The following is a 14,509-nucleotide window of genomic DNA, read 5'->3' on the forward strand; positions in this document are numbered from 1 at the left end:
ATATCTCCAAAATACAACTAGCTCTCGATGAAAAATAAAGTCATCAAGAAATACAATAAGTTAAAATGTAAAAGTTGACTTAGAGTTGTGCAGGAGGAGCGCGGCTAAGGTAAACACTAACGTGTTTAACCAAGATTACAGGTAAGGGAAAGTCGCAAACATCAAACCGCTGTATCGCTAAGTTGAGCGTAAGCGGATGGGTTAACAGAATTTTATTAAGCTGGTGTTGATGGAAGCAGAGAGTACAGTGCGTCTTTGCCCCATCATCAAGGTGAGTCACACTATGGGCTGAGGCAGCAAGAGACAGCAATACCAATACGGCTGCAAGCCATATCGAAATTGTGCGTCTTATGTGACTATGCAGTCTCACTCAGTCGTCCTCAGCGTTGAAAATGGCACAAGTTTAAGTCAGTCCACTAGTAAGTTGCAATAAGGTAATGCCTTAGCAAGGCGTTACAAGATATTTACTATTGCAACGCTCTTCGGACAGTTTGTACCTTTAAATGTAGGCTCTACATTCCAAAATGAGTTATTTAAGATTAGCTTAAGTCAGTAAAACTATGATATGCACAGTGTTATCCAAGCCAAATATTTAATCTATTCAATCCAGCAAAAGGCAACCAAAATGCTAGCATTCTTTCGTGAAAACTTTGGATTAATCTTAGGGATAGTGATTTTCGGCGCAGTAGTTTTGGGCGGTATATATTACGTTGAGCACTCATTAGAGAGCCAAGAACAGGTCATTCAGTAACACGAGCCCTTGTATAAACATGTTGAGCCTAGAATGGTTAAAATCACCAAGGTTCAAACCAATGTGGCTCGACATGCCTTACAACCTCACAATCTCTTTCCATTAGCGATACTTTTGCCTTTGATCGCTATCATCCACCTTCTCTGGCGCTTCAATCGTCTGTAGCTGATCCATAAAATGGCTTACCAGTAACAAGATCACACAAAAGATCATCACTGGGATCAAAAAATGTCGCGTTGAGGCATCGAAATAACTGTATAGCCCGGTTAGCACACTCGCATAAAAGCCAAATAATTTTAACTTCAATAATTTAGGACTGTGACCTAGCCAAGCAAAACAATGGGGACATTGCACTTGCGCGTGAAAACCTTTTCCGCGCTGTTGGGTAATTTCAGCAATTTTAATCGACTGGTGGCAATGGGAGCACAGCATTTCAAGTACATTCCTAACTATGGGGCGCTAAGTCTATCAGATCCAAATCTCATTCAGTCGAACTAATTAGCCCTGCGGTTTAAAAATCTGAGTCTATGGCCTAAAGCTGCAAACTAGCACACAAACTTTAAACTTAAATGGATTATTATACGATTGATATTTTACAGGGTTTAGCTCGGCTCCTATCATATAACTACCTCTTTTAATTGAAGGTAATGCCTATGCGCCGCTCACTGATATTACTACTCGCCCTAAGCTTCCCACTGCTGATAAATGCCAAAGTATTCGCTGCAGATCCAGCCCCCGTCACGACCACTCAAACCACTTCGGTTTCAAACGAAACTGAAGCTGAATTAACGACGCTACAAACTGCCATTAAAGAAGATATTGCGCGCTTAGCTCACTACCAAGGTGAATTGCGCACGATTGCTGAATATCGCATTCAAAATAAGTCCTTACAGTTACGCAATAAGATTAAAACACTTTTAGACAATGACAGTTACGACAAAGCCTTAATATTGCCCCTCGTTCAAGAGCAATTGCTTTTTAATCAGAAAATTAACGACTACTTTAATGATATCGTCAGCAAATTATCCAAGAAACTCGGTACACCGGATGATGAGGCAACCTTACTTGAGATCTCAAAGCGTGAACTCGACAAAGACAATAATTACAAGCAACGACTTGAGACCCTAGACTGGCTGAGTCAACTTGGCCAAGATGTGACGGCAGAAAAAACACAGCTCACCCAAATCCTGCTTAGCCGTGCAGATAACTTTGATAGCTTTGTCACTTATACCCAGCAACAATTACAAAATGCGGTGAATGACGCCACAAATGCGGGGAAAGATGTTACCTCAGCGCAAACCAGTCGTGTGCTACAACTAAAAGACCGTTTAGCGCAAAACAGCCTTAGCCTCAGCATAGATATCGAGCTACTTGATGCACTAGGGCAAAACACCGCCCTGCTGAAAAAGACCTTGTTTAGCATCTCCGGTGATATTACGCAGGATGTGTTAAGCATTGATGTGGCATCGAGCTTAATCGAGCAATGGCTAAATACCGCTAAAGATCAAGCTATTAACCACGGACCTACCTTAGTCTTTAAATTATTTATCTTCTGTCTGCTCCTATTTGTCGCTAACCTTGTGGGTAAACTGGTGAAAAAGATAGTGAGTAATACAGTTAGCAATTCTAAGTTAAATTTCAGTAAGTTACTGCAAGACTTTTTTACATCACTCTCGGGTAAGGCTGTATTTACTATCGGTTTGCTGATTGCTTTATCCCAGCTTGGTATCGAACTAGGCCCCCTGCTGGCAGGTTTTGGTATTGCCGGTGTGATCATCGGTTTTGCCCTGCAAGACACCCTTTCCAACTTTGCTTCAGGCATGATGATTTTAATCTATCGCCCCTACGATGTCGGCGATTTGATTAATGCGGCGGGCGTGTCGGGGCGCGTTAGTCATATGAGCTTAGTCTCCACCACCATTAAAACACTAGACAATCAAAGGCTTATCATTCCAAACAATAAGATTTGGGGCGACACCATTAACAATATTACCGCTGAGCATCAACGCCGAGTCGATATGACGTTTAGTATCGGTTATGGCGATAATATTGAGCAGGCCGAAGCCGTACTGACATCAATTGTTGAGGCGCACCCTAAAGTGCAAAAAGTGCCAGCTCCACTCATTAAGTTGCACGTGTTAGGAGACTCCTCGGTCGACTTTATCGTCCGTCCTTGGGCAAAACCTGAAGACTACTGGGATGTATATTGGGATATCACCCGCGAGGTAAAAATGCGCTTCGATGCCGAAGGTATCAGCATTCCCTTCCCGCAGCGCGATGTGCATATTTATCAAGCAAGCAAATAGCGCTAAGCTTGCCTAAACCAAAAGGCGTAATCCAAGATTGCGCCTTTTGTCATTTTTCAATGAACTATAAAGTTAACCGAGTCCAATAATCTCACCATCGACATCGATATCTATTTTTAAATAGCCAGGGGTTAATCCAAGCCCAGGCATTGTCATCACATTGCCCACAAGTGCCGTGATAAATCCAGCGCCCGCATTTAACACTAATTCACGCACTGGCACGATAAAACCTTGAGGGACACCTTTAAGCTGGGGGTCGTGACTGATCGATAAAGGGGTCTTTGCCATACACACGGGTAAATGCGCATAACCGAGCGCACTCAGCTCCTGTAATTGCAATTTTGCCACAGCAGATAAACTTATACCTGCTGCGCCATAGCCTAATTCTGCTAAGGTCGATAATTTAGCTTCCAACCCCATATTATCGGGATACAGCAACTTAAACTCACTTGGTTGTTCACAGGCGCGTATTACAGTTTGCGCCAAAGCCATCGCTCCATCTTCACCTTGACTAAAAGCTTCACTGAGTTCGCAGCCAAATGCCGCTGTACCACGCACGGCTTCCATTAACCAGTTAAGCTCGGCGTCCGTATCGGTGGCAAAGCGATTGATAGCAACAACAACTGGTAGACCATATTGGGCCACATTTTTGATATGCCAATTTAAATTGGCAAAACCGGCTTCAAGACGTGCTTGGTCAGGCGCATTAATATCTGCATCCGACGCTAAACCGCTATTGGCCTTAAGCGCCTTTAAGGTCGTCACCAATACTGCAGCACTTGGAATTAACCCCGACTGCCGCGCTTTGATATTACAGAACTTTTCAAAACCCATATCGGAGCCGAACCCACCTTCGGTCACCACAAAATCGGCCAGTTTTAAGGCGATATCATCGGCAATGACTGACGAGTTACCATGGGCGATATTCGCAAAGGGTCCCGCATGGATAAGACAAGGCGCGCCGTTTAAGGTTTGCATCAACGTAGGTTTTACCGCATCCGCCATAATCGCTGTCATGGCTCCAGCTACACCGAGTTCATCGGCGCTAACCGCCTCCCCCTGCCGATTAAGGGCTAACACTAGCTTGCCAATACGTACGCGCATATCCATCAGATTACGGCTTAGTGCCAAAATGGCCATTAACTCAGAGGCGGCGGTAATATCAAATTTTGAGGTATAAGCAGGGCCATTGTTTTCCCCCAGCCCCACCTCTATCTCCCGTAAACAACGATCGTTATGATCAACTACCCGGTGCCAGCGAATACCCTTGGGATCGATATCTAAGTAGCTTAAGCCAGATTGACGCTCAAATTCAGCCTTGCCTAAACGCATTTCATGGTAAAGCCGAGATGCAATCGCCGCGGCCCCGAGATTATGAGCGCTACTGACAGCATGAATATCACCCGTTAGATGCAAATTCAGCTCCTGCATAGGCACAACTTGGGCATAACCGCCCCCAGCAGCCCCACCTTTTACCCCAAATACAGGTCCCATACTGGGTTGGCGAATACAAGCACACACTTTATTGCCGAGCGCCTTGAGAGATTGCGTTAACCCAATGGTCGTCACGGTTTTACCTTCACCATGAGGCGTTGGCGTAACAGCGGTGACAATAATCAATTTGCCCTTTGGTTGCGCGGCTAAGCGCTGCTGTACTTGCAGCTCCACCTTCGCCTTGGTATTACCAAATAGCTGCATCTCTTCGGGCAACAACCCAAACTCGACGCCAAGTTGTGCGATATCTTTTAGAGGCGCGCGGCTTGAAATCTCCATATCGGTTAGCATGGGTAATATCTCCCTCGGGTTCTTTGGCTTACGAGCTTTGGTATACAAACGTTGATTTACGAAATGAGTATACGGAACAGGTTCACGAAAACAGTTAGCATCAGCGATGACTGATTGAATATGGCGGATATTAGGTGATTCGCTTTAAGATATATACCCATCAAAAAGGTTAATGAGCGGTTCCTTAATCTGTATCAAATAAATCGGTCAAGGACATCTTCTAAAAAAGAATACAGATTCCTTAAAGAGAAACAGCATTGCCCTTTTGCTTCTTAAACGCTTTCAACAAGCTTAAAGCAAGCGCCTCTTAACTCATCGACAAGATAAACTGCAATAGTTTGATATTTGTCCGCATTAACAGTGAACTGCAAATCTAAAGCCCACAAACAATAACGGCGCCTAAGGCGCCGTTATTTGTCATCAAAGTTTAAAGCTGCACTTCACCGCTAAGATGCGGTCTACGGCCTTTGCTGTCTCTAAGCTCAAACACCCATTTATCTTCGGTTTTTTCATAACCAAATCCCACTTCTGCAGGCATTAGCAGCGGCAACTTAAAAGCCACATCAACCACAAATGGGCGCTCACCAATTTCTGGCATTAATTCCGCTAAGCAGCGCGCTTTGGACCACATGCCATGGGCAAGCACACGGTCAAAGCCGAAGCGTTTCGACAGCATAGGATGCAAGTGGATCAGGTTATAGTCACCAGATGCTTTAGCATAACGACGGCCTAAATCCTCTCCCAATTCCCAAGATTGCGGTGAATCCCACGCCATTTCGAGTGCTTTCGGGGGACGCACTCGGCGGCCAGCGGTTTCGATACGATACAAATAAGTTGAGAGCGACTCCCACACCAGCTCTTCACCCACAAAGGCTTTAGAAACAAATTCAAACTCTAAGCCAGAGTCAGTTTCACGGCTGGTGGTTAACGCACATTCGAGGGAAAAAACTTCATCCACCGCTGCGGGACGATAGACTTGAATCCGGTTCTTTAAATGGATCATTCCAAGCAGTGGGAAAGTAATACCATCGTGGGTAAAAATCACCGCATGTAAGCGAAACGCCATCACATACAGGTAAGTTGGCGGCAACAATTTACCATCGAAATCAAAGCCACACACTTGAGCATATTGGCTAACATTTGCCTCGGACACTTTCACATTAGGCGCCGTCACCTTGATATAAGGCAGCGGCTGTTGATCCCAACCGGGTTTATGACCAAAGAAAATCTTGCGATAAAGAGAAAACAGCGACGGCATCGCGTTCAATTCAACACAATATGCATTATTCAAGTCTGAGTACCTTTTAATTAACTATCCCTATGCACGGATAACCAGAAATACCCCGTACAGATGTATAACATCTTGAAAATCAAAAAACTCACGAGTGTAAAACAGGCAAAACTGCGCCTAAAAAGGGCTGATGCTGACTCTCCGAATGGACAACTAAAGAATCAGGTTTATCGAAAACAGCTCGATTATACCCCAGAGGATTGAGTTCTGGATATCCCTAAGTAATGCTGGCTCTCTGACATCTTTAAAAATCAATACGTTAAAAAATCATCGGCAGCAACCATGATGACTGACACGCGAAAAGTGCGAAAATATGACGCCTGTGCCACACTATTGCCCCCAGTCTTTAACTTAGTTAGCCCGTGCAAGATAAAAATTTCGATAAACTCGCGCAAAAATTTGCGAAGAACATTTATGGCACCCCTAAAGGTGAAATCCGTGCCGCCGTACTCTGGCGCGATCTGGCTCCCGCATTGGCACAATTTGGCGATAAAAAGCTACGGATTTTAGATGCCGGCGGCGGTTTTGGTTACTTCAGCCAAAAGCTAGCACGTCTTGGCCATGAGGTCGTACTCTGCGATATTTCTGCCGAGATGCTCGCCCAAGCGAAAGAGCAAATCGATGCCAGCGATATGCCATTAGCAATCCGCTTAGTCCATGCGCCTATCCAAGCCCTATCGATTACTGAGCACGGTATGTTCGATCTCATCCTCTGCCATGCCGTGGTTGAATGGCTAGCCGATGCCAAAACCACTATGGAAGGCTTATTGACAATGCTAAAACCTAATGGGCTGTTTTCGCTGATGTTTTACAATAAAGAAGCGATGCGGTTCCATGCCTTAGTGTCGGGTAATTTCGACTATGTTGCCGCAGATCTCAAAGTGAAGAAAAAAGTGCGACTGACACCTACACATCCGCTGTATATTCATGAAGTTAAGCTGTGGTTTGCCCAGTGGCAAATGGCTTTGCTGAGAGAATCAGGTGTACGGGTGATCCACGATTACTTGAAGAAACAGCAAGCGGCGGATTTTGACTATCAAAAACTGCTCAGTATGGAACTCGAATATTCACAACGCGAGCCCTATATTTCACTCGGCCGTTATGTGCATTTTCTGGGACAAAATACCGCAACGCCCTCTGAATAAACGCCTATCTTCGCAATCAATAATGAACAATCAATAAAGGACGCCCTCGAGCGTCCTTTACATTTAACCCTGCACGCAAAAAAATAACCCATTGAAATAATAGACATTTAAGTCACAAACTGGACCTAAGCCTTGAAACTAGCCCTTAAACTCAATCACAGCGCGTCTGCCAACAAGCGGTCACTGTCGCGCCCTGCTGCTTGAGGAGTTGCACCACACTCTTATCGCCAACCACATGGCCAGCCCCCACCACCACAAATAAAGGCTCGTTAGCGGTTTCTGACCCCATAAGCTTTATCATGCCATCGGCCATCACTTTATTACGCTGCCACAGAATTTTATCCAGCATCAGGAGATCCCCCTCACCACCCAGTTGTTCTTGCATCAGGGTATCTAGTGCGGCTTCATTACCAGAGCGCCACGCATCAACCAGTGAGAGTAATTCAGCATCCGATGCTTCAATGGCTTCGCGCACCATAGCCCACTGAACTTGACTGTCGAAAGAAGCGAGCAATTTAAACTGCGACTCGGCCGTCTCTAACTCATAAACCGGTTTACCCCCGCGGCTAAGCAACTGCATATCGACACCATAGTCAGTGCTAAAACCTAAACCATTGTAGCGTAATAGATTAAGTTGAGCGGCCTGCAACCAAGGTGCAAAGGCTTGAATCGACTGACATAAACTCGCTTTACCCTCACAATATTGGCTCATTGTCGCCACCGTTTGTGTATCTCTACTTTGCCAATCAAGCCCTTGTGCTGAATTTGCCCCGCCGTATTTTTGCAGTAAGGCACGACTATCGACTTTATTCATATCGATTTCAACGACAAGCCCTTTGGATTGGGTAAACGCCGCTTCGACTTGCGCGGGCATAGGATAAAAATCGGCACGACCAATATGGATAGAGCCCAACAGATAAGCGGATTTATCCTGCCATTGCACGCGATAAAACGGCGGTTTATCCGAAGGTGCAGCTAAAGTTGTCCCACTTGCAAACAAAGTGACACTTAAGAGTGCCAGTAATAGTCGCCATCGACTTGTTGCCATATCCTTTGCCCCTTATAATTCCTGCAAATTTTGCAATGAGACGCTGTTATGCCACAGACAAAGGTTATAGAGCAACTGAAAGAAAATCTTCAAATCGCCTATCGCCAAGCCATCGATGCTGACGCTAAGTTAGATGAATTGAAAAAAGCAGGCCATGGGAAATTCACTCATATCTTCACCGCCGAGCAAGGATTTGTGGTTTCAAGCAATCGCTTTTTGCCCTATGTGCAAGAACTGGTGGATGACCTAACTAAGCTGCAGCAACACACTCGCCTTGATCCGGTGGCACTCGAAACCTTAGTGCGCCAACTGGCGACACTGTTACAAACACTGCACGCCTTTAAAAAGCAGAGCTAATTCAATAAACGCTGAAATATCATTTAGTTCAGCGTTTCCCCTTATTTTCCACAGGGCACATTTTTAGCCAATAAAACTGTCATCATTTTGTCATTTCTAAGTCATAGACTCCGCAAACATTGTCGTGGGGGCTGAAGTAATGACGAGTTTAGATCTGGCAAAAGAGCTTGATAAGATAATCATAAAGGGGGCAATCAGCCCGCTTTTTCAGCCCATTTTCAATATATTGGAACATAAGATCCACGGGTTTGAGGCGCTCAGTCGTGGGCCAGAACATAGCCCGCTCTATTCACCGGTTCCTTTATTTAAAACCGCTGAATATCACGGCAAGCTGAGTGAACTTGAAACCCTGTGCCGCCGTATTTCACTGGAACAATTTAAGCTACGCCAGTTTCAAGGGCGATTGTTTATCAATATTTCCCCTAAAGCCCTGCTCGATCCGACCCATCCGAAAGGAATGACACTGCAACTGTTACAACAGCTCGGCATTTCTCCCTCACAGGTGGTCATTGAGTTATCGGAGCAATATCCAGCCGATGATATTGATTTACTCAAGTCTTGCCTGAATCACTATCGTAGCCAAGGGTTTATGACCGCCATCGATGACTTAGGTGCGGGTTATTCGGGTTTAAGGCTTTGGTCAGAGTTATCCCCTGACTATGTAAAAATCGACAGGCACTTTATCCATCAAATCGATTCAACCCCAGTAAAGCAAGAATTTGTACGCTCGATTGTCGAACTGTGTCAAAGCCTTACCTGTAAAGTGATTGCCGAAGGGATTGAAACCCAAGAAGAACTTGCCGTACTTAAACAGCTCGGAATCGTTTATTGCCAAGGTTATTTGCTTGGTCGCCCCGAGGCGCAACCGAGTCGCGCCATGAAAGCGACCTTAGTCCCTAACAATACTCAAATTCAGCCCAGATACAGTGAATCCGCCGAAAGCCTCTGTACCAGTGCCATAACAGTTGTCCCCACACTCAAACTTAAACACCTAAGCGATACTTTTAGCTCCCAGCCAGCCTTACAGGCCGTGGTTGTGGTGCAAGACCAGCTCCCATTAGGGATCATTAGCCGAGCGACTCTGCTCGAACTCTTCAGCACCCCCTATGGTCGGGCGCTACATGAAAATCATGCAGTGAGTGAAGTGATGGATCCCCAAGTGCTGCAGATTGAAGCCAACGAGCCACTCTCCATTGTGAGCCAATTATTAACATCAGAAAGTGCCAATACGGTCGCTCAGCAATTTATCATCCTGCGCAGGGGGAAATTACTCGGGATTGGCCACACTAAGGATTTGTTACAGCGGATCACCGAACACAGAATAAAAATGGCCAGGCATGCTAACCCCTTAACGGATTTACCGGGTAATGTGCCGATTCAAGAAGAGCTTAAGCGCCTCAGAACCCAGCAAAAACCGTTCTATTTGGCCTATTTTGACCTGTGTCACTTTAAACCCTACAACGATATCTATGGTTTCTGCCGTGGTGACGAAGTGATCTGCGAAGTCGCGGATCTGTTAGTGAAATACAAAACCGATAATTGCTTTATCGGCCATGTGGGCGGCGATGACTTTGTAGTAATCAGTACCTGTGAGCGACTCATTGATCGTTGCCAACATATATTGGCAGAGTTTGAAGCCAATAAACCGCTCTTCTATAGTGCTGAGCATTGGCAAGCCCAAGAAATGCTCGCAGACGACAGGCAAGGACAAGCTTGTTATCACAAATTGATCAGCCTAAGTGTCGGCGTGCTCACTCCAGTACATACCTTCAACTGCAATGAGCATAGTTTGTCTACCTTAAGTGCAAGAGCAAAAAAACAGGCAAAATCCGCGAGTAACGGATTTTGCCTGTTAGAAGAGAGGGACATCAGTCCGCAAGCATTGAGTGCTTAGATTCGCTTTTACAGCTTAGGCGCGACAGTCTTTTTCAACCAATCGCTCAGCATTTTTGTTTCATACATAAATGGCTTTTCATTTACGGATTGAATGCCTGACATAAAGCCCATGTCAGCGAGTTTTTCATCCCCAGCAATAATCACTTTATCATTTTCAAGCACTTGATAACTAAAACTCATACGTGGTGGATAAAGATCTTTTACCACCCGTAAATCATCAGCTGTTGCCCCAAAGGTTGGACGCATATCACCCGCTAGGTCGACATCAGTGACCGTCATTTCCAACTTTTGGTTTGGTTTTAATACTTTTGCCGCTTCTTTATTAATATTCGTGGTCAAGGTATCGAATAAACGTTTTTCATAACGGGATTGAATTTCGCCCGAGGATTTAATATCACGGAAATCTTTTGGATTTTGCCAAACAATCTTCACCACCCCGTCTTCAGTCACTGGGTCGGTTTTCGCCTCGTCGGCGGCCCATACTGCACTGCAATTCAACACACTGGCGAGTAATAGGAATTGGACTTTCATATTTGCCTCCTCGGCCTAATTGTTTCTGCGTTATACCGTACAAAATCTAACCTGAACTCAAGCTTAATACAAATAACCCATAAACAGCATATAATTAGCAACCTACTGTATTAATTAGTAAATATAATAAAAAACTTCAGGCGTACTCGTATCTTTTTGTATCAAATACCTAATAAGGAATAAAGTTATTAATTTGTGATTTTTTAACGCGCATATTACTTTGAAAAGTATTATCCTTCGCACACACTTTTATGACCACGAATCAAAAATGAAATTCCCCGTTGTACCTGTATTTGTGTTAATTCTGCTTTCTTGCTTTGCCAGCGCGATTTGGTGCATCTCTGCAGGGGAGAAAGACTCGCGCCCAGAAACCTGGACATCCTTTATTTACACCCATGGTTATGACTCTGGTAAGTATAAGAAAACAGATAATTTTGATAGCTATGAAGCCTGTCGAGACTTTGCCAAAGAGCAATCGTCTTTCTACGATAACGTGCCTTGGGAATGTGGGCTAAAATGTGGTTTCGACTCCCGTAAACAGGGATTTCAATGCCAAGAGATGCGTAACGAGCAATAACTCTGCGGTTCAGCAAATGTTCAAGATTTCTTCGGTATGCTTAATTTCTAAACAACACCTTTGGTTTTGTTTGTCATGGATGCACGATTTAAAGCCAAACGAGGATTTAAAGACCTACCAAGTTCCGGTAATTTAAATTTGGAGTTTATCTATGAACCTAAAAACTGCACATATCCCCCATACTGCAATGACGAAATTCGCCTTATTAACATTACTCACCTTAGGCACAGTCATCAGCGTCCCCAGCCAGGCTGCGACACTCACGGCAGAACAGCAACGGGTGGTAAAATCACACTTTGATAAGCTTGCCCAGTCACACCAAGTTGCAGAGCAACGTCTGACTGAGCAACTCGATCAAGAGTTTACCCGCCAATTAGCGCAAGAAGAGCATCAACTTATGCGCCAAACTTGCCCCAAATACGGCATGACATTCGATATTAGCAAGAATGCTTGTTTGCGCTCTTAGGGCAAATTAAAACGGAAAACGTGCACTAAGCTCAGGATATTGATTTCTTAAGTCTTTGGGTTTAGTGCTAAATTTTTTCCCAACAGGGGTCGCTTTACCAGAGGGCATAAAAGGTAGCTCTTTACCCGTTCTATCTTCGTACAATTGTCCTGCGATAAGATCGTAATCTTCAATAAAAGGATAGGCATAGCCATCTTTTTCTGGCCATGCGGTTAGCTGCGCTAACGTGTCAGGGTTAGCAATCACTGCCTCATAACGTGCTTGCCCGAGTGAAATCAGAAAAGCGCGAAATTCAGCAAAGGCATAATCAGAATCACAGCCTGTAATGATATAAGCCGCGCCCCACACAGACCATAAATAACTGCGGCGCATCTGTTGGCCAAAGAGCTTATCGAAGGCTTTTAACTCTTCATCAGTCAGTTTGCTCAATTTTTGCTTTAATGCCTCAGCCAATGACTCCTGGGATTGCACGGCTTCACTGCGGGTCACTAAGTCCCAAAATTCTACTTCTGTCATCACTTAACCTAATATTGAATGCCCAAGCAAAGGCGTATTCTACATGATAATACGGTTATGCTGGACTCAGTTCGGGGCTTTTCCTACACTTGCTCCACTTCATATTAGCCAACAACCCCAATTCTATGCCGAAACGCCTTATCCTATTGATAGCCCTTTATACACTGCTTGCCATTGTCGCCCTGTTACGCGCAGTCGCAACGGCCTCCTTCGATTTGTTCACCTTAGGCGTGTTACCCGTGCTGGTTGGCATACTGACCCAAGCGCCTTGGTCAAGCTTAGTGCTCAAAATTTACCTTGGATTACAAACCTTAGGCCTATCGGCACTGGGTATTACCGCCATTATTGCCTACCAGATTACACCTCAAGACGTTAAAGTGGTGATCGAAGGCCATAACATTCCCATGTTACCGCTGGTGTTATCCATCATTGCCCTGCTATTCGTGCAGTATTGGATCGCGTTTTCACGGGTAACCCATGATTATTTAACCGCAAAAATAAAAGCTTGAGTGTATTGATTGCGAAGAAGTTATTTCTCGCCTAAGTTAGCACCTTTCTAAAAAGACCATATAGCTTGTGACTATGACTCACTTATCGCCTAGCGAATTATCGATGCTCATTGTTGAACCATCGGAAACCCAGCGCCGAATTATCATCAAATGCTTACAGCAAGAAGGCATTGTTAGCATCGAACATGCTGCCAATATTGCAGAAGCCAAGGGACTCATTGCTCGGCACAAACCGGATCTCATCACCAGCGCAATGCACTTTGAGGACGGTACCGCGACGGAGTTTTTAAGCTACCTACGCAGTAAAAGCGAATATAAAGATATTCAATTTATGCTGGTCTCGAGTGAGTGTCGCCGCGAGCAACTGGAGAGTTTTCGTCAATCGGGGGTAGTTGCTATCCTGCCAAAACCCTTTAATGTCGAGCATTTAGGCAAAGCACTCAATGCAACTATCGATTTACTCAGTCACGATGAGCTCGACTTAAGCCACTTCGATGTACACGATGTACGAGTGCTTGTGGTTGATGACAGCCGCATGGCACGCAATGTGATCAAACGAACGATTGGTAATTTGGGGATAAAACTGATTACCGAAGCTGAAGATGGTGCGCAAGCTATTGAGTTAATGCGTCATAATATGTTTGATTTAATTATCACCGATTACAATATGCCCAGCGTTGATGGACTGGCATTAACACAATTTATCCGTAGTGAAAGCCAGCAATCACATGTGCCAATTTTAATGGTATCGTCTGAGGCTAACGATGCACATTTAAGTAATGTATCTCAAGCTGGGGTGAATGCCCTATGCGACAAGCCCTTCGAACCCAAATTGGTTAAGCAACTCTTATATCAACTGCTCGAAGAATAAAGCCTAAGTCACGAATAGAACAAATACCCTTTAATTTTGTTACTTAGATGATACAAGCCCACAGCAAAGGGCTTTCCAACGCCTTAACCTTGTGGCATGTTAGGCTCGCCGACTTAATCAATCTACGGAAAGAAGAGACAATAAAAATGAACAAAACAGAACTTATCGCCAAAATTGCCGAAAATGCCGATATCACCAAAGCTCAAGCAACTCGCGCATTGAAATCTTTCGAAGCGGCGATTACTGAATCAATGAAAAACGGTGACAAAATCTCTATCGTCGGATTTGGCTCTTTTGAAACAACGACTCGTGCAGCGCGTACAGGCCGTAACCCGCAAACGGGTAAAGAAATTCAAATTGCGGAAGCGACGGTTCCTAAGTTTAAAGCAGGCAAAACCCTGCGTGACAGTGTGAACTAATTCAGCTCAACACTTTTGTAATGAAAACGCCTCCTATGTGA

The 14,509-nt window shown here is 44.7% G+C and carries 16 protein-coding genes; 9 read left to right on the forward strand and 7 right to left on the reverse strand.

The genetic code is table 11. The annotated features are described in order from the left end of the window. Positions 1–79: 79 nt before the first annotated feature. Together H9J30_RS05200 and H9J30_RS05205 are read right to left on the reverse strand one after the other, a co-directional pair. A complete protein-coding gene (locus H9J30_RS05200; RefSeq protein WP_240130020.1) occupies positions 80–370 on the reverse strand; it encodes an ABC-type zinc uptake system zinc chaperone in 291 nt (96 codons plus the stop codon). Positions 371–853: 483 nt separating this feature from the next. Next, on the reverse strand, positions 854–1,183 hold the full coding sequence (locus H9J30_RS05205; RefSeq protein ID WP_011070901.1) for a membrane protein: 330 nt from the start codon (positions 1,181–1,183) through the stop codon (positions 854–856). Between the two features lie 221 nt (positions 1,184–1,404). On the opposite strand from H9J30_RS05205, the gene H9J30_RS05210 reads away from it, so the two are divergent. Further along, on the forward strand, positions 1,405–3,057 hold the full coding sequence (locus H9J30_RS05210) for a mechanosensitive ion channel family protein (RefSeq protein WP_240130021.1): 1,653 nt from the start codon (positions 1,405–1,407) through the stop codon (positions 3,055–3,057). Positions 3,058–3,129: 72 nt separating this feature from the next. Here H9J30_RS05210 and H9J30_RS05215 read toward each other — a convergent pair whose 3' ends face one another. Then, positions 3,130–4,842, reverse strand: coding sequence for a formate--tetrahydrofolate ligase (locus tag H9J30_RS05215; RefSeq protein WP_240130022.1), 1,713 nt, complete (start codon positions 4,840–4,842; stop codon positions 3,130–3,132). A gap of 427 nt (positions 4,843–5,269) precedes the next feature. Then, positions 5,270–6,100 carry a MaoC/PaaZ C-terminal domain-containing protein gene (locus H9J30_RS05220; RefSeq protein ID WP_240130077.1) on the reverse strand — a complete coding sequence of 277 codons (831 nt, stop codon included), beginning with the start codon at positions 6,098–6,100 and terminating at the stop codon, positions 5,270–5,272. A gap of 395 nt (positions 6,101–6,495) precedes the next feature. Between H9J30_RS05220 and H9J30_RS05225 the strand changes: the two genes are divergently transcribed. Then, positions 6,496–7,278 (forward strand): methyltransferase domain-containing protein, encoded by a 783-nt coding sequence (locus H9J30_RS05225; RefSeq protein ID WP_240130023.1) that lies wholly within the window; start codon positions 6,496–6,498, stop codon positions 7,276–7,278. 151 nt (positions 7,279–7,429) lie between these two features. On the opposite strand, the gene H9J30_RS05230 is transcribed toward H9J30_RS05225, so the two are convergent. After that, on the reverse strand, positions 7,430–8,326 hold the full coding sequence (locus tag H9J30_RS05230) for a TraB/GumN family protein (protein ID WP_240130024.1): 897 nt from the start codon (positions 8,324–8,326) through the stop codon (positions 7,430–7,432). A 48-nt stretch (positions 8,327–8,374) separates the two neighbouring features. Between H9J30_RS05230 and H9J30_RS05235 the strand changes: the two genes are divergently transcribed. Further along, the gene (locus H9J30_RS05235) at positions 8,375–8,683 is read left to right on the forward strand and encodes a hypothetical protein (protein ID WP_011070896.1); all 309 of its coding nucleotides are present in this window, start codon (positions 8,375–8,377) and stop codon (positions 8,681–8,683) included. A gap of 139 nt (positions 8,684–8,822) precedes the next feature. After that, positions 8,823–10,577 (forward strand): GGDEF domain-containing protein, encoded by a 1,755-nt coding sequence (locus H9J30_RS05240; RefSeq protein WP_240130025.1) that lies wholly within the window; start codon positions 8,823–8,825, stop codon positions 10,575–10,577. An 8-nt stretch (positions 10,578–10,585) separates the two neighbouring features. Here the strand turns inward: H9J30_RS05240 and H9J30_RS05245 are convergent, their stop codons facing one another. Continuing rightward, entirely contained in the window at positions 10,586–11,110 is a 525-nt protein-coding gene (locus tag H9J30_RS05245; protein WP_240130026.1) for a DUF3016 domain-containing protein, read from the reverse strand. Positions 11,111–11,378: 268 nt separating this feature from the next. Here H9J30_RS05245 and H9J30_RS05250 point away from each other — a divergent pair, with 268 nt between their 5' ends. Both H9J30_RS05250 and H9J30_RS05255 read left to right on the forward strand, forming a co-directional pair. Then, positions 11,379–11,687 carry a hypothetical protein gene (locus H9J30_RS05250; RefSeq protein WP_240130027.1) on the forward strand — a complete coding sequence of 103 codons (309 nt, stop codon included), beginning with the start codon at positions 11,379–11,381 and terminating at the stop codon, positions 11,685–11,687. A gap of 151 nt (positions 11,688–11,838) precedes the next feature. Continuing rightward, positions 11,839–12,153 (forward strand): hypothetical protein, encoded by a 315-nt coding sequence (locus H9J30_RS05255; RefSeq protein WP_240130028.1) that lies wholly within the window; start codon positions 11,839–11,841, stop codon positions 12,151–12,153. A gap of 6 nt (positions 12,154–12,159) precedes the next feature. Here the strand turns inward: H9J30_RS05255 and H9J30_RS05260 are convergent, their stop codons facing one another. Further along, a complete protein-coding gene (locus tag H9J30_RS05260; RefSeq protein WP_240130029.1) occupies positions 12,160–12,669 on the reverse strand; it encodes a DUF4240 domain-containing protein in 510 nt (169 codons plus the stop codon). A gap of 125 nt (positions 12,670–12,794) precedes the next feature. On the opposite strand from H9J30_RS05260, the gene H9J30_RS05265 reads away from it, so the two are divergent. From H9J30_RS05265 to H9J30_RS05275, 3 genes are all read left to right on the forward strand, one after another. Beyond that, positions 12,795–13,178 carry a hypothetical protein gene (locus tag H9J30_RS05265; RefSeq protein ID WP_240130030.1) on the forward strand — a complete coding sequence of 128 codons (384 nt, stop codon included), beginning with the start codon at positions 12,795–12,797 and terminating at the stop codon, positions 13,176–13,178. A 73-nt stretch (positions 13,179–13,251) separates the two neighbouring features. Continuing rightward, a complete protein-coding gene (locus tag H9J30_RS05270) occupies positions 13,252–14,049 on the forward strand; it encodes a response regulator (protein ID WP_240130031.1) in 798 nt (265 codons plus the stop codon). A gap of 146 nt (positions 14,050–14,195) precedes the next feature. After that, complete coding sequence (locus H9J30_RS05275) at positions 14,196–14,468, forward strand: HU family DNA-binding protein (protein WP_011070888.1); 273 nt, start codon at positions 14,196–14,198, stop codon at positions 14,466–14,468. The last annotated feature ends 41 nt before the right edge of the window (positions 14,469–14,509 follow it).

It is taken from the genome of Shewanella cutis (genome assembly GCF_022410515.1).
In the GTDB taxonomy this organism is placed as follows: Bacteria; Pseudomonadota; Gammaproteobacteria; order Enterobacterales; family Shewanellaceae; genus Shewanella; species Shewanella cutis.

What these genes read in the sequence shown, in the direction of transcription:
- H9J30_RS05205 (WP_011070901.1), bottom strand. Translation starts at nt 1,183, where the DNA reads ATGCTGTGCTCCCATTGCCACCAGTCGATTAAAATTGCTGAAATTACC.
- H9J30_RS05210 (WP_240130021.1), top strand. Translation starts at nt 1,405, where the DNA reads ATGCGCCGCTCACTGATATTACTACTCGCCCTAAGCTTCCCACTGCTG.
- H9J30_RS05215 (WP_240130022.1), bottom strand. Translation starts at nt 4,842, where the DNA reads ATGCTAACCGATATGGAGATTTCAAGCCGCGCGCCTCTAAAAGATATC.
- H9J30_RS05220 (WP_240130077.1), bottom strand. Translation starts at nt 6,100, where the DNA reads ATGCCGTCGCTGTTTTCTCTTTATCGCAAGATTTTCTTTGGTCATAAA.
- H9J30_RS05230 (WP_240130024.1), bottom strand. Translation starts at nt 8,326, where the DNA reads ATGGCAACAAGTCGATGGCGACTATTACTGGCACTCTTAAGTGTCACT.
- H9J30_RS05235 (WP_011070896.1), top strand. Translation starts at nt 8,375, where the DNA reads ATGCCACAGACAAAGGTTATAGAGCAACTGAAAGAAAATCTTCAAATC.
- H9J30_RS05240 (WP_240130025.1), top strand. Translation starts at nt 8,823, where the DNA reads ATGACGAGTTTAGATCTGGCAAAAGAGCTTGATAAGATAATCATAAAG.
- H9J30_RS05245 (WP_240130026.1), bottom strand. Translation starts at nt 11,110, where the DNA reads ATGAAAGTCCAATTCCTATTACTCGCCAGTGTGTTGAATTGCAGTGCA.
- H9J30_RS05250 (WP_240130027.1), top strand. Translation starts at nt 11,379, where the DNA reads ATGAAATTCCCCGTTGTACCTGTATTTGTGTTAATTCTGCTTTCTTGC.
- H9J30_RS05255 (WP_240130028.1), top strand. Translation starts at nt 11,839, where the DNA reads ATGAACCTAAAAACTGCACATATCCCCCATACTGCAATGACGAAATTC.
- H9J30_RS05260 (WP_240130029.1), bottom strand. Translation starts at nt 12,669, where the DNA reads ATGACAGAAGTAGAATTTTGGGACTTAGTGACCCGCAGTGAAGCCGTG.
- H9J30_RS05265 (WP_240130030.1), top strand. Translation starts at nt 12,795, where the DNA reads ATGCCGAAACGCCTTATCCTATTGATAGCCCTTTATACACTGCTTGCC.
- H9J30_RS05270 (WP_240130031.1), top strand. Translation starts at nt 13,252, where the DNA reads ATGACTCACTTATCGCCTAGCGAATTATCGATGCTCATTGTTGAACCA.
- H9J30_RS05275 (WP_011070888.1), top strand. Translation starts at nt 14,196, where the DNA reads ATGAACAAAACAGAACTTATCGCCAAAATTGCCGAAAATGCCGATATC.